Genomic DNA, 19,101 nt, shown 5'->3' with positions numbered 1-19,101 from the left:
GGGAAGTCTGTTCTCTGTGATCAGCCGCTGGCACCCGTAGGGCGAATAACCCGGAACGGGTTATCCGCCAGGGCGGCGGATAACGCCGTAGGCGTTATGCGCCCTACGCGGGCAAATGAGGTGCGGGGCTTTTGTAGGATCACTGGGTGTGTCGGCGACAAATCGCGGGCAAAAAGAAACCGCCCCGGAGGGCGGTTTCTTCTACAGCATCACTCGCGGTTGCGGGTCAGCAGCGCGGGACGCTCGGTCTTGCGGCGCGGTTCCAGTTCTTCCAACTGCTCCGGCGTCGGGAAGCGGTCGGTACGGACCAGGTCGCGCTTGTTGATCACTACCGGCTGGCGGGTCGGCTTGGCGGCGCCGTACTCGCTCGGCTCGCGCAGCGGGGCGTCGTTCATGCGCGAAGCCGGAGCCTTGCCACCGCGCTTGCGCTGGCCTTGCCCCTGCCCCTGCTTGCCCTGGCCGTTGCCGCCCTGGCCTTGTCCACGACCGCCGGCGCCAGGCTTCTTGGCAGCACGGCCCTGGCCTTGACCTTGGCTGCGGCCTTGACCGCTGCCGCCCTGGCCGCCGCCCTGACCACCCTGGCCGCGGGCGCGTTGCTGGCCCTGACCCTGGTTCTGGCCCTGACCTGCGCCTTGTCCCTGGCCCTGACCGCCACGGCGGCGCTGGCCGCGTTGCTGGTCCTTGTCCGGGAACGGGCTGACGTAGTCGGCGCGGTTGCCGAAATTGTCGAAGTCGTCGTCGAGGAATTCTTCCGGATCGCGATTGCCATCGACAGCTTTCGGCGCGCGAGCCGGCTTGGCCTGCTGCTGACGGCCCTGGCCCTGCTGCTCTTGCTGCTGGCGGGGCTGGCGCGGTTGACGGGGTTCGCGCGGTTCGCGCGGCTCACGAGCCTGAGCGTTGGCGTTCGGCTGAGCATCGCCGCCCTGGCCGTCGCCCTTCTTCTTGCCGCGTCCGCCACGACGGCGGCGCTTGCCGGCCGGCTTTTCGCCGTCGGCGGCTTCGCCTTCAGCGCTGGGAGCGGCGCTCTGCTGCTCTTCGGCCTGCGGCTGTTGCGGCTTGTCCTTGTTGCGGTCCTTGCGCTCGCCGCGCTTGGCCTTGTCCTTGCGCGGCTGACGCTGCGGGGCTTCCTTCGGCTCGGGCTGCTGGACTTCCGGCAGCACGGCGTCGGGGTCGAAGCCGAGCATGTCGCCATCGGGGATGCGCTGCTTGGTCAGGCGCTCGATGGCCTTGAGCAGCTTGTCCTCGTCCGGCGCCACCAGCGAGATGGCTTCACCGGTACGACCGGCGCGGCCGGTACGGCCGATGCGGTGGACGTAGTCTTCCTCGACGTTGGGCAGCTCGTAGTTGACCACGTGGGGCAACTGGTCGATGTCCAGGCCGCGGGCGGCGATGTCGGTGGCGACCAGGATGCGCACGTCGTTGGCCTTGAAGTCGGCCAGGGCCTTGGTGCGCGCGTTCTGGCTCTTGTTGCCGTGGATCGCGGCGGCCGGCAGGCCGTGCTTGGTCAGGTACTCGGCCAGGCGGTTGGCGCCGTGCTTGGTGCGGGTGAACACCAGCACCTGCTCCCAGGCGCCCATGGTCACCAGGTGCGCCAGCAGCGCGCGCTTCTGTACCGACGGAATGCGGAACACACGCTGCTCGATACGCTCGACGGTGGTGTTCGGCGGGGTGACCTCGATGCGCTCCGGGTTGTGCAGGAGCTTGTTGGTGAGGTCGATGATGTCTTTGGAGAAGGTCGCGGAGAACAGCAGGTTCTGGCGCTTGGCCGGAAGCTTGGCGAGGACCTTCTTCACGTCGTGGATGAAGCCCATGTCGAGCATGCGGTCGGCTTCGTCGAGGACGAGGATTTCCACGCGGGACAGATCGACGCTGCCCTGGCCGATCAGGTCGAGCAGGCGGCCGGGGCAGGCGACCAGGACGTCGACGCCCTTGGACATCGCCTGGACCTGCGGATTCATGCCGACGCCGCCGAAGATGCAGGCGCTTTTCAGGGGCAGGTCACGGGCGTAGACCTTGAAGCTGTCGTGCACCTGGGCAGCCAGCTCGCGGGTCGGGGTCAGTACCAGGACGCGGGCCTGGCGCGGGCCGTGGCGGTGTTCGCGGTCCGGGTGGCCTTCGGGGAACAGGCGTTCGAGCACCGGGAGGGCGAAGCCGCCGGTCTTGCCGGTGCCGGTCTGGGCGGCAACCATGAGGTCGCGGCCTTGCAGTACTGCGGGGATGGCGCGTTCCTGGACGGGAGTGGGGCGCGCGTAGCCGGCGGCTTCAACGGCGCCAGCCAGGGCCTCGGAGAGACCGAGGGAAGTAAAGGACATGCGGGGTTCCTGTAGGCCGGCGACCTGCCGGCTCGAGGGCGCGTGATTTCAGGCTCGGGGCGAGCGCTCAGCCGATGGCTGGAAGCACCCCGTCCACGATACGCCGGCGTTGCGCTGGCCGGGATCGCGGACGGTAAGCCCGGAGCAATGATCCTCAGCGGGGGAGCTTGAGGTTGTTCCAGAGCGCCAGGCTGGGTTCAGCCTGGTTCAGGGTGTAGAAATGCAGACCGGGTGCGCCGCCCTCGAGGAGGCGTTCGCACATGTCGGTGATGACCTGCTCACCAAAGGCCTGGATGCTGGCGATGTCGTCGCCGTAGGCTTCCAGCTGCTTGCGAATCCAACGGGGGATTTCCGCGCCACAGGCGTCGGAGAAGCGGGCCAGTTTGGTGTAGTTGGTGATCGGCATGATACCCGGTACGACCGGAATGCTGACACCGAGTTTCTCCGCACGCTCGACAAAATGGAAGTAGCTGTCGGCGTTGAAGAAGTATTGTGTGATGGCAGAGTCGGCGCCGGCTTTGACCTTGCGCACGAAATTCGCCAAATCATCCTCGAAATTGCGCGCCTGCGGGTGAACTTCCGGATAGGCGGCAACTTCGATGTGGAAGTGATCGCCGGTTTCGGCGCGGATGAATTCCACCAGTTCGTTGGCGTAGCGCAGCTCGCCGCTGGCCATGCCCATGCCTGAGGGCAGGTCGCCGCGCAGGGCGACGATGCGACGGATGCCGGCGTCCTTGTAGTGGGCCAGCAGGGCACGCAGCTCGGGCTTGGTGTCGCCGACGCAGGACAGGTGCGGTGCGGTCGGCACCTTCACTTCGCCATCCAGCTGCAGCACGGTGGTCAGGGTGCGATCGCGGGTGGAGCCGCCGGCACCATAGGTGCAGGAGAAGAAGTCGGGCTTTTTCGCGGCCAGCTGGCTTGCAGTGGCCAGCAGTTTTTCATGGCCGGCTTCGGTCTTGGCGGGGAAGAACTCGAAGCTGAAACGGCGTTCTTTCTGACTCATGGTCGTTCCTTCGGCGCCCCGTCATCGCGTGGCTGCCGGCATGTGCCGTCGACTTCAGAAGTAACGGCGGTAGTTGTCTATCTTCGTGCGCAGTCGCTCGGCGCTGGGCTCGTGCGCATGGCCGAGGACGGCCAGGATGCGCTGCGACTGAACATGGTATTCGGCGATCTTGCTCCGCGCCCAGGTCGAGGGTGGCGGCTGCAGGTTGGTGATCCGGTCGCACAGCTTGACGATCGCATACTGCGGCGCGCCGGTCGCCAGCCTTTCGAGGTAGATGTCGAATGGCAGTTTCTCGCCATTCACCACCTTGCTCAGGCGCTGGGCGCCGTCGGCGACGAACTCGCCGAAACGCATCTGCAGTTCCTCGAAGGGCACCGGGGTGTCCTCGAGTACGTCGTGCAGCAGGGCAATCTGGACGGTCTCCGCCAGGCGCTGGATGGGCGCTTCGCGGTCGGCCGCCATCACTTCATTGGCTACCATCGCCAGGTGGACTGCGTAGGGCAGCGACGAGGCGGTCAGCGTCTGCCCGGCGTGAGCGCCGGCGGCGAAGAGCCAGGCCTGGTTGTAGCTGTCCTGCAGGTCCATGGGGCACCAGATGGCAAAGAGGGCAGACGATTGCTCGTCTGCCCTCTGGCACATCAGTAGCGGTAGGTGTCCGGCTTGAACGGGCCTTCCACGGTCACACCGATGTACTCGGCCTGTTTCGGGGTCAGCTGGGTGACGACGCCACCGAAGCCTTTGACCATTTCCAGGGCCACTTCTTCGTCCAGTTTCTTCGGCAGGACTTCGACGGTCAGACGCTCGGCTTTCTTCTCGGCGGAGAGGTCAGCGTACTTCTGCTCGAACAGGAAGATCTGCGCCAGCACCTGGTTGGCGAAGGAGCCGTCCATGATGCGGCTCGGGTGGCCGGTGGCGTTGCCCAGGTTCACCAGACGGCCTTCGGCCAGCAGGATCAGGTAGTCGTCGTTGGCCGGATCGAAGTCGCCAGCACCGGTGCGGTGGATCTTGTGCACCTGCGGCTTCACCTCTTCCCAGGCCCAGGTCTTGCGCATGAAGGCGGTGTCGATCTCGTTGTCGAAGTGACCGATGTTGCACACCACGGCACGCTTCTTCAGCGCTTTCAGCATGCCGGCGTCGCAGACGTTGACGTTGCCGGTGGTGGTGACGATCAGGTCGATCTTGCCCAAGAGAGCTGCGTCAACGCTGGCTTCGGTGCCGTCGTTCAGGCCGTTCTTGTACGGGGAAACCAGCTCGAAGCCGTCCATGCAGGCCTGCATGGCGCAGATCGGGTCGATTTCGGAAACCTTCACGATCATGCCTTCCTGGCGCAGGGACTGGGCGGAGCCCTTGCCCACGTCGCCGTAGCCGATCACCAGAGCCTGCTTGCCCGACAGCAGGTGGTCGGTGCCGCGCTTGATGGCGTCGTTCAGGCTGTGACGGCAGCCGTACTTGTTGTCGTTCTTGCTCTTGGTCACAGCGTCGTTGACGTTGATCGCCGGGACTTTCAGGGTGCCGGCCTTGAGCATGTCGAGCAGGCGGTGCACACCGGTGGTGGTCTCTTCGGTGACGCCGTGGATGCGCTCGAGCATCTGCGGGTATTTCTTGTGCAGGATTTCGGTCAGGTCACCGCCGTCGTCCAGCACCATGTTGGCGTCCCACGGCTGGCCATCTTTCAGGATGGTCTGCTCGATGCACCACTCGTACTCCTGCTCGGTCTCGCCTTTCCAGGCGAAGACCGGGATACCGGCGGCGGCGATGGCGGCAGCAGCCTGGTCCTGGGTGGAGAAGATGTTGCAGGACGACCAGCGGACCTCTGCACCGAGGGCAGTGAGGGTCTCGATGAGCACGCCGGTCTGGATGGTCATGTGGATGCAGCCGAGGATCTTCGCGCCTTTCAGCGGCTGGCTGGCGGCGTACTTGCGGCGCAGGCCCATCAGAGCCGGCATTTCGGACTCGGCGATGATCAGCTCGCGGCGGCCCCAGGCGGCCAGGGAAATGTCGGCGACTTTGAAGTCGGTGAAACCGGCAGGCGTCATGACAGCGCTCATGCGTAACTCTCCATTCGTTGTCTGCGAATGGGCGCCGTTGATGCGTTTGGCGATCGGCGGTTGCCGACCGTGACGCGCCCCATCCGAGCCTGACATGTCGAAGCGAATCGACCTGCTGCAGCGCCCCTCGGACAGGTGGCGGGAACAGCCGGACAGCGCCGGCCGTTATTGAAGCTTGCGGATTATAGCCATGGCGCATGACAAGCCAAAGGCTTTTGGTCGCGTTCACGTATTGCATCGCGGCCGGGATCCCCGTCGCGCCCGCGCCAGGGGCCGTGAAAACCCTGGCGCGGGCGTCGTTGCGGGGATCGTTGGGCGCTCGCGGGAGCGGGCACCGATGGTCAGTCGTAGGGCGCATAAAGCGGCACGCTTTATCCGCCGTTCCTGGCTTCTGAGTCGACGGACGGCGGATAACGCCTGAGGCGTTATTCGCCCTACGGGAGTTTCATCGTGGGGCGGGGGCGTCAGATCACGCCGTCGTCGCGCAGCTTGCCGATGGCCGCCTGGTCCAGGCCCAGCACGCCTTCGAGGATTTCCTGGGTGTGCTGGCCGAGGGTCGGCGGGGCATTGCGGTATTCCACGGGCGTCTCGGACAGGCGGATCGGGCTGGCCACCTGCGGCACGCTGCCAGCCAGCGGATGCGGCAGGTCCACGCGCAGGCCGCGGGCGATCACCTGCGGGTCGGCGAAGACCTGCGCCAGGTCGTTGATCGGACCGCAGGGTACGCTGGCCTGTTCCAGCAGCGTGATCCATTCGGCAGTGGTGCGCATCACGGTGGACTGGCGGATCAGCGGGATCAGCACCTCGCGGTGCGCCACGCGCGCCTGGTTGGTGGCGAAGCGCTCGTCGCTGGCCCATTCCGGGTGGCCCGCCAGTTCGGCGAATTTGCGGAACTGCCCGTCATTGCCGACGGTGAGGATGAGGTCGCCATCGGCAGTGGGGAAGTCCTGGTACGGCACGATGTTCGGGTGCGCGTTGCCCAGGCGACGCGGCGGGTTGCCGGTGGTCAGGTAGTTCAGGGTCTGGTTGGCCAGGCAGGCGACCTGCACGTCCAGCAGCGCCATGTCGATGTGCTGGCCGATGCCGCTGACATCGCGATGGGCGAGGGCGGCGAGGATCGCGGTGGACGAGTACAGGCCGGTGAGGATGTCGGTCAGCGCGACGCCGACCTTCACCGGGCCGGCGCCTTCCTCGGCGTCGGAACGGCCGGTCAGGCTCATCAGGCCGCCCAGGCCCTGGATCATGAAGTCGTAGCCGGCGCGCTTGGCGTAGGGGCCGAACTGGCCGAAGCCGGTGATCGAGCAGTAGATCAGCTTCGGATTCAGCGCTTTCAGCGACTCGTAGTCCAGGCCGTAGGCTTTCAGCCCGCCAACCTTGAAGTTCTCCAGCACGATGTCGGCCTTGGCGGCGAGTTCGCGCACCAGGCGCTGGCCTTCGGGCTGGGTGAAGTCGATGGTCAGGGATTTCTTGTTGCGGTTCGCCGACAGGTAATACGCCGCTTCGCTGGTGTCGCGGCCGTCTGCATCCTTCAGGAACGGCGGGCCCCAGGCGCGGGTGTCGTCGCCGCTGCCGGGACGCTCGATCTTGATCACTTCCGCGCCGAGGTCGGCGAGGATCTGCCCGGCCCAGGGGCCGGCGAGAACGCGGGAGAGGTCGAGGACACGGATGTGCGAAAGGGCGCCGGACATGCAATCACCTGCAGCTTGAATAGGGGCGGGGAGGGCGCAGTGCGGGGACTCCACGGTCCTCCCCGGGGCCTCTCGGGCGAGAGGTAAAACGGGCGCCAGCTCCGAAGGAACTGGCGCGAGGCGCTTAGAAGAACGCCTGGATGCCGGTCTGGGCGCGGCCGAGGATCAGCGCGTGGACGTCGTGGGTCCCTTCGTAGGTGTTCACCACTTCCAGGTTGACCAGGTGGCGGGCGACGCCGAATTCGTCGGAGATGCCGTTGCCGCCGAGCATGTCGCGGGCCAGGCGGGCGATGTCCAGGGCCTTGCCGCAGCTGTTGCGCTTCATGATCGAGGTGATTTCGACGGCGGCGGTGCCTTCGTCTTTCATCCGGCCCAGGCGCAGGCAGCCTTGCAGGGCGAGGGTGATGTCGGTCTGCATGTCGGCCAGTTTCTTCTGGATCAGCTGGTTGGCAGCCAGCGGGCGGCCGAACTGCTTGCGGTCCAGGGTGTACTGGCGAGCGGTGTGCCAGCAGGCTTCGGCGGCACCCAGGGCGCCCCAGGAGATGCCGTAGCGGGCGGAGTTCAGGCAGGTGAACGGACCACGCAGGCCGCGCACGTCCGGGAAGGCGTTCTCTTCCGGGCAGAACACGTTGTTCATCACGATCTCGCCGGTGATCGAGGCGCGCAGGCCGACCTTGCCGTGGATCGCCGGGGCGGACAGGCCTTCCCAGCCTTTTTCCAGGACGAAGCCGCGGATCTGGCCTTCGTCATCCTTGGCCCAGACCACGAAGACGTCGGCGATCGGGCTGTTGGTGATCCACATCTTGGCGCCGGTCAGGCGGTAGCCGCCGTCGACCTTCTTGGCGCGGGTGATCATCGAGCCCGGGTCGGAGCCGTGGTCCGGCTCGGTCAGGCCGAAGCAGCCGATGTACTCGCCGCTGGCCAGTTTCGGCAGGTATTTCTGCTTGGTGGCTTCGTTGCCGAATTCATTGATCGGCACCATCACCAGGGAGGACTGCACGCTCATCATCGAGCGGTAGCCGGAGTCGATGCGCTCGACTTCACGGGCGATCAGGCCGTAGCACACGTAGTTCAGGCCGCTACCGCCGTACTGTTCGGGGATGGTCGCGCCGAGCAGGCCGGTTTCGCCCATCTCGCGGAAGATCGCCGGGTCGGTCTGTTCATGGCGGAAGGCTTCCAGCACGCGCGGAGCCAGCTTGTCCTGGGCGAACTGCTGGGCGCTGTCGCGCACCATGCGCTCTTCTTCGGTGAGTTGCTGATCCAGCAGCAGCGGATCTTCCCAGTTGAAGCTTGCTTTGGTCGCCATGGAGAAACCTCGAACGCAGACAGTGAAAGACCCGCACAAGTCTAGGCGGGCTCGGTGTGGGCCATCCTAGTCAGCCGTCGGGAAGCCGGGCAACCGACTAATTCGCACGCTGTTGTGCTATTTTGTCACTCCGTAATCGCAGGGTTGATGCGATTTTTTCCAGGAGCTGCCTCTATATCAGGCGTTCCTGGCGAATTCTGCGCATCACGATATTCCGAAGAGGCATTCGATGCGACGCAAGATCCCGACCACCGCGGCGCTGGTCGCCTTCGAATCCGCCGCCCGCCACGAAAGCTTCACCAAGGCCGCGGACGAACTGTCGCTGACCCAGAGCGCCATCTGCCGGCAGATCGCCACGCTGGAGGAGTTCCTCGGCGTCGAGCTGTTCCGTCGTTCGCGGCGCGGGGTGAAGCTGACCGAGGCGGGGCTCAACTACAGCCGCCGCGTGGCCCAGCGCCTGGACGCCGTGGAGCGCGACACCCTGGCGGTGATGGGCCAGCAGGGTGGCGGTACGCTGGAGCTGGCGGTGGTGCCGACCTTCGCCACCCAGTGGCTGTTGCCGCGGCTGAAGGATTTCAAGCGGCTGCACCCGGAAGTCACGGTCAACCTGACCAACCGCACCCGGCCGTTCCTCTTCGCCGACACCGAGTTCGACGCCGCGCTGTATTTCGGCGATGGCGTGTGGTCCGGTACGGTCGCCAACTTCCTCATGCACGAGAATCCGGTGCCGGTGTGCAGCCCCGAGCTGCTGGGTGGGCAACGGGCGTTGTCCGCGGCCCAGATCGCCGAGTTGCCGCTGATGCAACAGACCACCCGGCCCTACGCCTGGCGCCAGTGGTTCGGTTCGCTGGGCATGAGCGTGGCGCACGACATGAGCGGCACCCGCTACGAGCTGTTTTCCATGCTCGCCCAGGCGGCGATGCACGGCATGGGCGTGGCGCTGATCCCGCCGATGCTGATCCAGCAGGAGCTGGCCGACGGCCGGCTGATCGTGCCGATGCAACATGCCTATTTGAGCGAAAATGCCTATTACCTGATGATTCCCGAACGCAAGGTGGAGTCGGCGACCCTGGGCGCGTTCCGCGACTGGCTGGTCGACGAGGCGGCACGGTACAGAGCCGAAGCCGGCCTTGGCTGAGCCATGACAAGCAGACAGGCGCCGGCCGGGTCCAGACTTGCATAGCCGGCGGGGCTTTCCCCGTCATCGCGCTCACGAGGCGCAACCTCCCAAGAAGGAGCTTCCATGAATTTCCATACCCGCAAATGGGTCAAGCCTGAAGACCTCAACCCGAACGGCACCCTGTTCGGCGGCAGTCTTCTGAAGTGGATCGACGAAGAAGCGGCGATCTACGCCATCATCCAGCTGGGCAACCAGCGTGTGGTGACCAAGTTCATCTCGGAGATCAACTTCGTCAGCTCGGCACGCCAGGGCGACATCATCGAGCTGGGCATCACCGCCACCGAGTTCGGTCGCACCTCGATCACCCTGACCTGCGAGGTGCGCAACAAGATCACCCGCAAGAGCATCCTCACGGTCGACAAGATGGTCTTCGTCAACATCGGTCCGGACGGTCAGCCGGCGCCCCATGGTCGCACCGAGATCCTCTACATCAAGGACCAGTTCAAGGACGACGCCATTCCCCAGCCCTGATGGCTGGCTCGCCGAGGTGATTGCCAGCGTGCCCGGAGCCAAGCCGAACCGCGGCGAAAACCTTTGCATTTGCGTCGATTGAATGTGAGCCTGTGCCCGCCCACGGCGGGCATGGGCCGACGCACGCTCCCCGCCGATCCAGCAGCACGCATTCACCCGAATGTGCCTGCAAAACAATGACCGGGGAGAGACCATGCACACCACCTTCGCATCCGCGCTGCGCCAACTGGCCGTGGCCACCTGTGCCAGCCTGCTGCTGGCCGGCGCCGCGCACGCTGCAGCGATCAACGCCGACACCAAGCCCGAAGCCGGCACCTTCAAGATGGGCATGCAGCCCTGGCTGGGCTACGGCCAGTGGTATGTCGCCGAACAGGCTGGCGCCTTCAAGGCCAACGGCCTGGAGCAGGTCGAGCTGGTCAACTTCACCGAAGACAAGGACATGAACGCCGCCCTGGCCAGCGGCCAGATCGACGGTGGCAACCTCGCCACCCACACCGCCATGGCCATGGTCGCTGCCGGCCTGCCGGTGAAGATCGTCCTGCTGCTGGACCAGAGCACCAGCGCCGACGCGCTGATCGTCGACCCGTCGATCAAGACACTGACCGACCTCAAGGGCAAGCAGGTTGCCTACGAAGAAGGCACCACCAGCGACATCCTCCTGCACAGCGCCCTGCGCAAGGCCGGCCTGACTATCGCCGACGTGCAGCCGGTGCCGATGCCCGCCGCCAACGCCGGCAGCGCGCTGATCGCCGGCCAGGTCCCGGCTGCCGTGACCTACGAGCCCTACCTGTCCGCCGCCAAGCAGCAGAACCCCAAGGTCAACCTGCTGTACAAGGGCTCGGATGATCCGGGCATCATCAGCGACGTGTTCGTGGTCCGCGACGAAGTCCTCAAGGAACGTCCCGGCCAGGTGCTGGCGCTGATCAAGAGCTGGGAAGCCGGCCTCAAGCACTACAACGAGAAGGGTGCCGAAGGCCGCGCCGCCATCGCCAAGGGCGTGGGCGCCGACGAGTCCGAGCTGACCAGTGCCTTCGACGGCGTGCACTTCTACTCGGTGAAGGAAAACCAGGCCGAGCTGAAGGGCGCCTTCCAGAAGGGCTCGTTCGAGCACATCCAGAAGGCCGCCAGCGAAGCCGGCATCCTCCAGCAGCCGGTCACCCCGGCGCAAGCCATCGACGCGCGCTTCGTCGAGGCTCTCTGATCCTCTGAAACACCCCGCGCGCCGGCCCTGAGCCGGCGCGCGTCTTTCTCCGTTCGACGAGCCCGACATGAAAGCCCGTAAATCCAACCCGCTGTTCACCATCGGCAAGCCGATCGCGCAGCGCCACTTCCTGCTCATCGGCGGCGCCGTGTTCGTCCTGCTGGCGCTGCTCTGGTGGCTGGCCGGCGCGAGCGGCGCGGTGCCGAAGATATTCCTGCCGGCGCCCGGCGACGTCTGGGCGCGCATGCTCAAGCTGGCCGCCGACGGAACCCTGTGGTCGGACCTGAAGGTCAGCGTGTACCGCATCGCCGTGGCCTTCCTGGTGTCCTCGGCGATGTCTATCGTGATCGGCGTGTTCGCCGGCTGCTACGGCTTCTGGAAAGCCGCCACCGAGCCGCTGGTGGACTTCGTGCGCTACATGCCGGTGGTCGCCTTCGTTCCGCTGACCATCCTCTGGGCCGGCACCAGCGACTTCCAGAAATTCCTCATCATCTGGATCGGCACCTTCTTCCAGCAGGTGCTGATGGTGATGGACGCCATCAAGCGCGTGCCGGCGGACTTCGTCGGCCTCGGCCGCACCCTCGGCATGCCGGATCGCCGCATCCTCCTGAGGATCGTCCTGCCCAGCGCCCTGCCGGGCATCTGGGACGCGCTGCGGATCAGCCTCGGCTGGGCCTGGACCTGGCTGGTGCTGGCCGAACTGGTGGCCGCCACCTCCGGCCTGGGCTACCGCATCACCGTGTCCCAGCGCTTCTTCCAGACCGACACCATCATCGGCTACATCCTTCTGCTGGGCTTCCTCGGGCTGGTCACTGACCAGGCCATGCGCGCCGGCGAGAAGGTCCTGTTCCGCTACAACCGGAGACGCAGCTGATGGCGACTTTGGAAATCTCCGGCCTGAACAAGAGCTTCGCGGTCGGCAAGGAGCGCCGCGAGGTGCTGCGCAACATCGACCTGACCCTGGCGGACAACGAGTTCGTCTCCATCGTCGGCACCTCGGGCTGTGGCAAGAGCACGCTGCTGTCCATTGCTGCCGGCCTGGAGGAGTTCGACAGCGGCAGCGTCAAGGTGGATGGCGTGCCGATCGCAGGTCCCGGCCTGGACCGTGGGGTGGTGTTCCAGTCCTACACCCTGCTGCCGTGGCTCACTGCGCGGCAGAACGTCGAGTTCGCCCTCAAGGCGGCCGGCATGTCCCGTGCGCAGTGCCGCGAGATCGCCGATGAGCACCTGGAACTGGTGAAGCTGACGAAGTTCGCCGAGGCTTATCCGAACGAATTGTCCGGCGGCATGAAGCAGCGCGTGGCGATTGCCCGAGCGCTGTCCTACCGGCCGAAGATCCTGCTGATGGACGAGCCCTTCGGCGCGCTGGATGCCATGACCCGTCACCAGATGCAGGAGCTGCTCACGCGCATCTGGGAGACCCACCGGCTGACGGTTATGTTCGTCACCCATGACGTGGAAGAGGCGGTCTACCTGTCCGACCGCATCGTGGTAATGGGCCTGGGCCCGGGGCGGATCAAGACCACCTTCGACGTGAAGCTCGGTCGTCCGCGCCATGAGGACATGGCCGCCAGTGCCGAGTTCATCGACCTGCAGCGCCAGGTGCTGCGTTCGATCCGCGAAGAAGAACAGGGCGTCGCCGCCCTGTAATTCTCAAGCGTGCAGGGGCTTACCAGCGGCCGGAGGCCCCGCCGCCGCCGCTGGAGCCACCGCCCCCTCGGAAGCCTCCGCCTCCGCCGCCCCCACGCCCACCGCCGCCACGGCTGATCGAGCTGATGATCATCAGCAGCAGCTGCAGCACTCCCGAGGTCAGCCACATCGGCGGCAGGAAGAAGATGTACAGCACCAGCGGGATCGAGAAGGAACCGATCATCTGCTGCTGCAGGGCTGCGGGATTGGTTTCGCTGAACAGCAGCACCGCCGAAGCCACGCCGCCGACCAGCGCGCTGCACAGCAGGTAGCGGCCCATGCTGCGCTGGCGCAGCCACTGCACCGGGAGCAGCAGGCACAGCAGCGGCACACCGACCAGCAGGGCGAGCAGGCCGATCAGGCGCGCGGGCGGGATTTCCTCGGCGGCGCTGGCGTTGCGGTTGGAGTAGGCATCGCTGTAGCCCGTCACCGGGCCGGTCTGCGGCAGTTGGTCGGCTGCGCTTTCGTCGGGTTCGGCTGGGGCTACCGCTGGCGGCTCGATCAGCGCTACCAGGCTGTCCACGCCGGCCTGGATGCCGCCGGCGAAATCACCGGTCTTGAAGTGCGGGACGATCTGATCGCGGATGATGCGTCCGGCCTGCACGTCGGTAATGGTGCCCTCCAGCCCGTAGCCGACTTCGATGCGCAGCGCTCGGTCATTCTTGGCAACCACCAGCAGCACGCCGTCGTCCACGCCCTTGCGGCCGAGCTTCCATTGCTCGAAGGCGCGGACTGCGTAGTCCTCGATACTGTCCTCGCCGGTGCTGGGGATCAGCAGCACGGCGATCTGCGCGCCCTTGCGCTGTTCGAGGCCGGCGAGCCGGCTTTCCAGCTGCGCGCGCTGGCCTGCATCGAGGGTCTGGGTGAGGTCGGTGACGCGGGCGCCGAGCGGCGGGATGGCGACCGGCGCCGCCTGCAGCAGGCCCGCCCAGCACAGCAGCAGGGCGGCCAGCAGCCAGCGCGGCAGGGTCATTGCGCGGGCTGCGCCGGCGCGTTGCCGAAGTCCACTTTAGGCGCGGTGGAGATGGCGGCTTCGTTCTCGACGCTGAAGTTGGCCTTGGGCTTGTAGCCGAAGATTTTCGCGGTGATCACCTGCGGGAACTGGCGAATCATCACGTTGTATTCCTGCACCGACTTCACGTAGCGGCCACGGGCGACGGTGATGCGGTTCTCGGTGCCTTCGAGCTGGGTCAGCAGGTCCTTGAACAGGCCGTCGGCCTTGAGCTGCGGGTAGTTTTCCGAGACCACCAGCAGGCGCGAGAGCGCCGAACTGAGCTGGCCCTGGGCCTGCTGGAAGCGCTTGACCGCTTCCGGATCGTCCAGCTGGTCGGCATTGAGCGTGGTGCTGCCAACCTTGGCGCGGGCCTCGGTCACCTGGGTCAGCACGCTGGCTTCATGGGAGGCGTAGCCCTTCACGGTGCTGACCAGGTTGGGGATCAGGTCGGCGCGGCGCTGGTACTGGTTGAGCACTTCCGACCAGGCGGCCTTCACCTGCTCGTCACCGGCCTGCATGGCGTTGTAGCCGCAGCCGGAGAGCAGGGTGACCAGGATGTAGCCGGTGAGGAACTTGATCAAACGGGGCATGGCAGACGCTCGTGCTGACGAAAAGGCCCAGTCTAGGTCAGTTCCGGCTGAGGAGTCAGATGGAAATGTCCGAAACAGCCAGCACTTGCCGGCCATGGGGTGGCTCAGGGTAGAATTCATCTGGTCTATACCAGGAGTTCGTTTTCGTGCTCGCCACTACCCTGGTGCTGCTGGCCGCCCTGCTGCACGCCACCTGGAATACCCTCGTCAAATTCAGCAGCGACCGCCTGCTGGTGGTAGCCTGCATGGACATGGTCGGCCTGGCAGCCGCGCTGGCCCTGCTGCCATGGATCGAGATTCCTCCCGCGGCGGTCTGGCCCTGGCTGCTGGCCGCCGTGTCGCTGCAACTGGTCTACCGGGTGCTGCTGATCCAGGCCTACAAGGTCGGTGACCTGGGGCTGGTCTACCCGCTGATGCGCGGCCTGTCGCCGCTGGTGGTGCTGGCGCTGACCCTGACCTTCGGCGGCGAGCACCTGACCGACAAGCAGATCCTCGGCATCCTGCTGATCCCGGTCGGCATGCTGTTCCTGCTCAAGGGCGGGGGCGGCTCGAAGCTGCCGTGGATCGCCTATCCCACTGTGCTGCTGATGGGCGTGTGCATCGGCAGCTACACCTGGACCGACGGCAACGCGCTGAAGCTCTGGCCCAAGCCGCTGGACTACCTGGTCTGGCTGTCGCTGCTGTCCGGCCTGCCATTCCCGCTGGTTGCGCTGGTCGGGCGAACGCGGGCCTTCGCCAAGTTCTGGATCAACGACTGGAAGCTCGGCCTGAGCGTCGGATTCTGCGTGCTGCTCAGCTACGGGCTGGTGCTCTGGGCCATGCAGATGGGCTCCATCGCCGAGGCTGCCGCGCTGCGCGAGACCAGCGTGCTGCTGGTGGTGCTGTTCGGCATGCGCTTCCTCAAGGAGCCCTTCGGCCTGCCGCGCCTGGCCGCCTGCAGCCTGGTGCTGGCGGGCATGCTGGTGATGAAGCTGTGAGGATTGGCCCGCGCTACGCCGCGTGGCGCCAAGCCGGTCAAGGACGCGGCGTGCGGCGATGACCTAAGCTGCGCGCTTTCCCCTCGACGAGATTCTTCCCATGCCCATTGCCTTCTGGTGCGTCCTGATCGCGATCTTCCTGCCCTACGTCGGCACCAGCCTCGCCAAGTTCACCGGCGGTGGTTTCGGCCCCCGGCAGAACCACGACCCGCGTACCTTCCTCGCCACCCTGGAGGGCTACCGCAAGCGCGCCAACGCCTTCCAGATGAACAGCTTCGAGGTCACCCCGGCCTTCGCCGCGGCGGTGATCATCGCCTACGTGGTGAACAACGCCGAACCCGCCACCATCGACCGCCTGGCCATCGCCTGGGTCACCAGTCGTCTGCTCTACCTGATCTTCTACGTCGCGGACCTGGCGTTGCTGCGCTCGCTGGTCTGGTTCCTCGGCATGGGCCTGATCATCGCGATCTTCGTCGTTTCGGCCTGACCTGTGCGCGCCTGAACGGCGGCTGAACGAAAGGCGCACGGCTGCGGCGGATGGCCGCAGCTGCTTGGGCGTGGTCTGGAACATTCGGACATCGGGGCGGATAATCCGGCGCTTCCGTGAATAGCCGTCCTACAAGAGTCCCCCATGAAGTTGAAGACCCTGCTCGTTCTGCTGCTCGCCGGCACGGCGCTCGCCGGCTGCCATCGCCAGGACCCCAACTCGCCGGAGTACAAGCGCCAGGCGGTGTTCAAGGAGATGCTCAAGACCAGCGAGGACATGGGCGGCATGCTGCGCGGACGCATCCCCTTCGATGCGGACAAGTTCCGCGCGAACTCGACCAAGCTCGGCGAACTGGCCGACAAGCCCTGGCAGTATTTCCCCACTACCCAGCCGCCGGCTGACAAGGTGGAAAGCGACGATACCCGCGCCAAGGCGGAAATCTGGCAGCGCCAGCTGGAGTTCCAGGCCGACGCCAAGACCTTCCAGCAGGCCGTCCACGCGCTGGGCGAGAACACCCGCAATGCCACGCCGACGCCCGAGGGCGTGCGCAAGGACTTCGCCGCGGTGGAAGACGCCTGCGAAGCCTGCCACAAGAAATTCCGCGCGCTCTAACGCCGTAGTCCTTTGCAGGAGCGAGCAAGCTCGCTCCTGCAGTCAGCGTGACCCGCCAAGCAGGGCTTTACTCCTCCAGCTCGCGCTTGGCCTGCTCCAGTTCGGCGCGGGCTTCGGCCAGCTTGTCCTTGCGCTTCTCGATCTTCTCCGCGTCGCCCTTGTTCATCGCCTTGCGCAGGTCCTTTTCGCGCTGGGCGACTTCCTTCTCGGCATCCAGCACGTTCTGCTTGCGCTCCTGCGTGAGGCTGGCGTCGGTGCAGTAGGTCTTCACCTTCTCCAGCGCGGTCTGCAGGCCGGCGACGCGGTTGCCGTTGCCCTGGGTCTTGGCCTGCTCGAGCTGGGTTTCGATGGCGGCACGCTTGGCTGCGCAGCCGGTCAGCGGTTGCTTGGCGGCATCGGCGGCAAACAGCGGGTTTGCGCAGCCGAGGGCGAGAACGGCGGCCATCAGGGCAGAGCTTCGGAACATTTTCGGAGTCCTTGGTTACCAAACACTATGACGTTGGAGTCAACGGCTAGAGTTTGCCATGGACGGCGCGGCGAGGGGCTGCCCCAGGACAATCGCCCCCGTTCGATTGCCCAGGAGAAAGCCGAGACTCGCAAGGCCCGCCAGGCGGGCAAGGAGAGGCGGTATGCGGGTGGCGATGCGGATCGTGCAGGCACTCATCGCGCTGCTGGTGCTGGCGCTGCTGGTGGGCGGCTGGTGGTACGTGCCCGGTGAGCTGAAGCTGCAGCCGGTGCTGACCGGCAGCAGCGAGGATGCCTCGGTGCGCCAGGGCGAACGGCGCCGCAGCTATGTCCTCTACGTGCCGCAGAAACTGGCCGAGCGCCCGGCGCTGCTGGTGGTCCTGCACAGCTCGCAGAGCAACGGCGAGCGCATGCGCCGCGACAGTGGCTACCGCTTTGATGCCCTGGCCGATCGCGATGGTTTCCTGGTGCTCTATCCCGATGGTTTCGAAGGGCACTGGAACGACTGTCGGCGAGTGGCCTCCTACAGCGCGCGGCGCCTGAACATCGACGACGTCGGCTTCCTCTCGCAGATGATCGAAAGCCTGCAGCGCGAGCGCGGCGTCGATCCGGCTCGGGTGTTCGTCACCGGCTACTCCAACGGTGGGCAGATGGCCCTGCGCCTGGCCGCGGAGGCGCCGGACAAGGTCGATGGCGTCGCCGCCGTGGCTGCCAGCCTGCCGGGCGCCGGCAACGACGCCTGCCGTCCTGCCGAACAACCCAAGGCCGCGCTGTTGATGAATGGTACGCGTGACCCGATCAATCCCTACGCGGGTGGCCGGGTCACGCTGTTCGGCTTCGGTGATCGCGGCACCGTGCTTTCCGCCGAGGACTCTGCCCTCGCGCTGGCGCGGCGCAATGGCCAGGGCGGCGAGCCGCAGGTGGACAAGCTGACCCAGCCGGGCCCGGTGTGGACGCAGCGGCAGCGCTGGGCTGCCGGCGACGGGCCGCCCGTGGAATTGGTGACAGTGTTCGGCGGCGGCCATCTGATTTCGCAGCCGCTGTACCGACCGCCGCGCCTGCTTGGCCGAGTCGACCCGCAACTGGACGGGCCGGCTGAGATCTGGCGCTTCTTCAGCGAGCTGTCACCTGACGAGCCGCCACGCATCGAGCCGCCGTTCTAGAGTTCGACCACCCGACAGGGATCGAAGCCGCTGTCCTCGCCGGGGTAGGCGCCGGGGTTGGCGATGATCCGACCCCGGCCGACCCGATAATCCAGGCACTCGTGCACGTGTCCGTGAATCCACAGGTCGCAGCGTTCGGCCAGGGCTTCCAGGTTCGAGGCGAAGGCGGGCGACAGGGCGTCGCCGACATAGTGCGAGGGAATGGAGCGAGCGCTGGGCGCGTGGTGCGTCACCACCACCGTCGGGCCGGCGAAGGGTTGATCCAGCTCCGCCGCCAGCCATTCGCAGCTGGCGCCGCAGAGCTCGCGACTCATCTCGGGAGTGAAGGGCTGGGTGAAGTAATCCACCGTGTTGAAATCAGGCATCAGCAACTGCGCCTGCTCACAGGCCAGTTCCGACGCGCGTTCGCCGTAGAGCTGGAAGTCCGTCCACAACGTGGTGCCGAGGAAGCGCACGCCGCCGAGGGTCACCGCATCCTTCTCGAGGAAGTGGATATCCAGCGCGCGGGCCAGGTTGCGCATGGCCTGGGTCAGTTCGGGCAGGTCGGAGTGGTAGAACTCGTGGTTGCCGGCGACGTAGATGATGGCGCTGTCCGGGAATTCCTCCCGCGCCCAGTGCAGGCCCTGCAGGTGCTCGTGAATATCCCCGGCCAGCACGACGACATCCGCGGCCGCCTGCGGCAGTTCGCGGCGGCTGTTGGGGAAGTATTCGTGGTGGAGGTCGGACAGGATTCGCAGGCGCATGGTGTGAAACTGGTATTTAGGAATATGCCGAGCATAACGAAGGGCGATGCGTTTGACATGGGTCATGGCATCGCGGGTGTCTGCCTAAAGACCTTTCGAAATTAAGGGATGATTCAGAAGATTCCTTCAGCTTCCGCTTGGGCTCGCTGCTTTGGCGCCCCAAGGAGGACTC

Annotated in this window: 19 protein-coding genes and 1 riboswitch; of the genes, 9 read left to right on the top strand and 10 right to left on the bottom strand. The window is 66.0% G+C overall.

The features are described 5' to 3' along the window. Positions 1 to 209: 209 nt before the first annotated feature. The 6 genes from rhlE2 to IB261_RS27715 all read right to left on the bottom strand — a co-directional run bounded on the left by rhlE2 (position 210) and on the right by IB261_RS27715 (position 8,357). Positions 210 to 2,312 carry an RNA helicase RhlE2 gene (gene rhlE2, locus IB261_RS27740; protein WP_192383680.1) on the bottom strand — a complete coding sequence of 701 codons (2,103 nt, stop codon included), beginning with the start codon at positions 2,310 to 2,312 and terminating at the stop codon, positions 210 to 212. Positions 2,313 to 2,466: 154 nt separating this feature from the next. After that, a complete protein-coding gene (gene metF / locus IB261_RS27735) occupies positions 2,467 to 3,315 on the bottom strand; it encodes a methylenetetrahydrofolate reductase [NAD(P)H] (RefSeq protein ID WP_081515389.1) in 849 nt (282 codons plus the stop codon). 54 nt (positions 3,316 to 3,369) lie between these two features. Beyond that, on the bottom strand, positions 3,370 to 3,900 hold the full coding sequence (locus IB261_RS27730; RefSeq protein ID WP_081515390.1) for an HD domain-containing protein: 531 nt from the start codon (positions 3,898 to 3,900) through the stop codon (positions 3,370 to 3,372). A 53-nt stretch (positions 3,901 to 3,953) separates the two neighbouring features. After that, positions 3,954 to 5,363, bottom strand: a complete 1,410-nt coding sequence (gene ahcY / locus IB261_RS27725) for an adenosylhomocysteinase (RefSeq protein ID WP_081515391.1) — start codon at positions 5,361 to 5,363, stop codon at positions 3,954 to 3,956. Positions 5,364 to 5,385: 22 nt separating this feature from the next. After that, a riboswitch (S-adenosyl-L-homocysteine riboswitch) is annotated at positions 5,386 to 5,498 on the bottom strand. A 329-nt stretch (positions 5,499 to 5,827) separates the two neighbouring features. Next, positions 5,828 to 7,051, bottom strand: coding sequence for a CaiB/BaiF CoA transferase family protein (locus IB261_RS27720; RefSeq protein ID WP_151188564.1), 1,224 nt, complete (start codon positions 7,049 to 7,051; stop codon positions 5,828 to 5,830). Between the two features lie 124 nt (positions 7,052 to 7,175). Continuing rightward, on the bottom strand, positions 7,176 to 8,357 hold the full coding sequence (locus IB261_RS27715; RefSeq protein WP_038803335.1) for an acyl-CoA dehydrogenase: 1,182 nt from the start codon (positions 8,355 to 8,357) through the stop codon (positions 7,176 to 7,178). A 229-nt stretch (positions 8,358 to 8,586) separates the two neighbouring features. Between IB261_RS27715 and IB261_RS27710 the strand changes: the two genes are divergently transcribed. From IB261_RS27710 to IB261_RS27690, 5 genes are all read left to right on the top strand, one after another. After that, entirely contained in the window at positions 8,587 to 9,495 is a 909-nt protein-coding gene (locus IB261_RS27710) for a LysR family transcriptional regulator (RefSeq protein ID WP_081515393.1), read from the top strand. A gap of 105 nt (positions 9,496 to 9,600) precedes the next feature. Next, complete coding sequence (locus IB261_RS27705) at positions 9,601 to 10,008, top strand: acyl-CoA thioesterase (RefSeq protein ID WP_045215897.1); 408 nt, start codon at positions 9,601 to 9,603, stop codon at positions 10,006 to 10,008. Between the two features lie 193 nt (positions 10,009 to 10,201). Beyond that, positions 10,202 to 11,209, top strand: a complete 1,008-nt coding sequence (locus tag IB261_RS27700) for an ABC transporter substrate-binding protein (protein WP_192383681.1) — start codon at positions 10,202 to 10,204, stop codon at positions 11,207 to 11,209. 67 nt (positions 11,210 to 11,276) lie between these two features. Further along, a complete protein-coding gene (locus IB261_RS27695) occupies positions 11,277 to 12,083 on the top strand; it encodes an ABC transporter permease (RefSeq protein ID WP_015479267.1) in 807 nt (268 codons plus the stop codon). Then, positions 12,083 to 12,859 carry an ABC transporter ATP-binding protein gene (locus IB261_RS27690; RefSeq protein WP_081515395.1) on the top strand — a complete coding sequence of 259 codons (777 nt, stop codon included), beginning with the start codon at positions 12,083 to 12,085 and terminating at the stop codon, positions 12,857 to 12,859. The genes IB261_RS27695 and IB261_RS27690 overlap by 1 nt, the downstream gene beginning before the upstream one ends. Before the next feature lie 19 nt (positions 12,860 to 12,878). Here IB261_RS27690 and IB261_RS27685 read toward each other — a convergent pair whose 3' ends face one another. Next, positions 12,879 to 13,871, bottom strand: a complete 993-nt coding sequence (locus tag IB261_RS27685) for a TPM domain-containing protein (RefSeq protein ID WP_192383682.1) — start codon at positions 13,869 to 13,871, stop codon at positions 12,879 to 12,881. Next, positions 13,868 to 14,482, bottom strand: coding sequence for a LemA family protein (locus tag IB261_RS27680; RefSeq protein ID WP_081515397.1), 615 nt, complete (start codon positions 14,480 to 14,482; stop codon positions 13,868 to 13,870). The genes IB261_RS27685 and IB261_RS27680 overlap by 4 nt, the downstream gene beginning before the upstream one ends. Positions 14,483 to 14,628: 146 nt before the next feature. On the opposite strand from IB261_RS27680, the gene IB261_RS27675 reads away from it, so the two are divergent. The 3 genes from IB261_RS27675 to IB261_RS27665 all read left to right on the top strand — a co-directional run bounded on the left by IB261_RS27675 (position 14,629) and on the right by IB261_RS27665 (position 16,558). Beyond that, positions 14,629 to 15,459 carry an EamA family transporter gene (locus IB261_RS27675; protein ID WP_081515398.1) on the top strand — a complete coding sequence of 277 codons (831 nt, stop codon included), beginning with the start codon at positions 14,629 to 14,631 and terminating at the stop codon, positions 15,457 to 15,459. A gap of 100 nt (positions 15,460 to 15,559) precedes the next feature. Then, positions 15,560 to 15,946, top strand: a complete 387-nt coding sequence (locus IB261_RS27670) for an MAPEG family protein (RefSeq protein WP_151188562.1) — start codon at positions 15,560 to 15,562, stop codon at positions 15,944 to 15,946. A gap of 144 nt (positions 15,947 to 16,090) precedes the next feature. Next, positions 16,091 to 16,558, top strand: coding sequence for a c-type cytochrome (locus IB261_RS27665; protein WP_081515400.1), 468 nt, complete (start codon positions 16,091 to 16,093; stop codon positions 16,556 to 16,558). Positions 16,559 to 16,625: 67 nt separating this feature from the next. On the opposite strand, the gene IB261_RS27660 is transcribed toward IB261_RS27665, so the two are convergent. Then, positions 16,626 to 17,024 (bottom strand): DUF1090 domain-containing protein, encoded by a 399-nt coding sequence (locus IB261_RS27660; RefSeq protein ID WP_192383683.1) that lies wholly within the window; start codon positions 17,022 to 17,024, stop codon positions 16,626 to 16,628. 163 nt (positions 17,025 to 17,187) lie between these two features. On the opposite strand from IB261_RS27660, the gene IB261_RS27655 reads away from it, so the two are divergent. Further along, positions 17,188 to 18,186 carry a CE1 family esterase gene (locus IB261_RS27655; RefSeq protein ID WP_081515402.1) on the top strand — a complete coding sequence of 333 codons (999 nt, stop codon included), beginning with the start codon at positions 17,188 to 17,190 and terminating at the stop codon, positions 18,184 to 18,186. On the opposite strand, the gene IB261_RS27650 is transcribed toward IB261_RS27655, so the two are convergent. After that, positions 18,183 to 18,929: a metallophosphoesterase gene (locus tag IB261_RS27650; RefSeq protein ID WP_192383684.1), complete on the bottom strand. Its 747-nt coding sequence runs from the start codon at positions 18,927 to 18,929 to the stop codon at positions 18,183 to 18,185. The genes IB261_RS27655 and IB261_RS27650 overlap by 4 nt on opposite strands. Positions 18,930 to 19,101 lie beyond the last annotated feature (172 nt).

Source organism: Pseudomonas sp. PDM20 (genome assembly GCF_014852575.3).
GTDB lineage: Bacteria > Pseudomonadota > Gammaproteobacteria > Pseudomonadales > Pseudomonadaceae > Pseudomonas.
This window is presented reverse-complemented; position numbering and strand designations above follow the sequence as displayed.

What these genes read in the sequence shown, in the direction of transcription:
- IB261_RS27705 (WP_045215897.1), top strand. Translation starts at nt 9,601, where the DNA reads ATGAATTTCCATACCCGCAAATGGGTCAAGCCTGAAGACCTCAACCCG.
- IB261_RS27680 (WP_081515397.1), bottom strand. Translation starts at nt 14,482, where the DNA reads ATGCCCCGTTTGATCAAGTTCCTCACCGGCTACATCCTGGTCACCCTG.
- IB261_RS27710 (WP_081515393.1), top strand. Translation starts at nt 8,587, where the DNA reads ATGCGACGCAAGATCCCGACCACCGCGGCGCTGGTCGCCTTCGAATCC.
- IB261_RS27730 (WP_081515390.1), bottom strand. Translation starts at nt 3,900, where the DNA reads ATGGACCTGCAGGACAGCTACAACCAGGCCTGGCTCTTCGCCGCCGGC.
- IB261_RS27685 (WP_192383682.1), bottom strand. Translation starts at nt 13,871, where the DNA reads ATGACCCTGCCGCGCTGGCTGCTGGCCGCCCTGCTGCTGTGCTGGGCG.
- ahcY (WP_081515391.1), bottom strand. Translation starts at nt 5,363, where the DNA reads ATGAGCGCTGTCATGACGCCTGCCGGTTTCACCGACTTCAAAGTCGCC.
- metF (WP_081515389.1), bottom strand. Translation starts at nt 3,315, where the DNA reads ATGAGTCAGAAAGAACGCCGTTTCAGCTTCGAGTTCTTCCCCGCCAAG.
- IB261_RS27715 (WP_038803335.1), bottom strand. Translation starts at nt 8,357, where the DNA reads ATGGCGACCAAAGCAAGCTTCAACTGGGAAGATCCGCTGCTGCTGGAT.
- IB261_RS27690 (WP_081515395.1), top strand. Translation starts at nt 12,083, where the DNA reads ATGGCGACTTTGGAAATCTCCGGCCTGAACAAGAGCTTCGCGGTCGGC.
- IB261_RS27720 (WP_151188564.1), bottom strand. Translation starts at nt 7,051, where the DNA reads ATGTCCGGCGCCCTTTCGCACATCCGTGTCCTCGACCTCTCCCGCGTT.
- IB261_RS27650 (WP_192383684.1), bottom strand. Translation starts at nt 18,929, where the DNA reads ATGCGCCTGCGAATCCTGTCCGACCTCCACCACGAATACTTCCCCAAC.
- IB261_RS27670 (WP_151188562.1), top strand. Translation starts at nt 15,560, where the DNA reads ATGCCCATTGCCTTCTGGTGCGTCCTGATCGCGATCTTCCTGCCCTAC.
- IB261_RS27655 (WP_081515402.1), top strand. Translation starts at nt 17,188, where the DNA reads ATGCGGGTGGCGATGCGGATCGTGCAGGCACTCATCGCGCTGCTGGTG.
- IB261_RS27700 (WP_192383681.1), top strand. Translation starts at nt 10,202, where the DNA reads ATGCACACCACCTTCGCATCCGCGCTGCGCCAACTGGCCGTGGCCACC.
- IB261_RS27660 (WP_192383683.1), bottom strand. Translation starts at nt 17,024, where the DNA reads ATGTTCCGAAGCTCTGCCCTGATGGCCGCCGTTCTCGCCCTCGGCTGC.
- rhlE2 (WP_192383680.1), bottom strand. Translation starts at nt 2,312, where the DNA reads ATGTCCTTTACTTCCCTCGGTCTCTCCGAGGCCCTGGCTGGCGCCGTT.
- IB261_RS27695 (WP_015479267.1), top strand. Translation starts at nt 11,277, where the DNA reads ATGAAAGCCCGTAAATCCAACCCGCTGTTCACCATCGGCAAGCCGATC.
- IB261_RS27665 (WP_081515400.1), top strand. Translation starts at nt 16,091, where the DNA reads ATGAAGTTGAAGACCCTGCTCGTTCTGCTGCTCGCCGGCACGGCGCTC.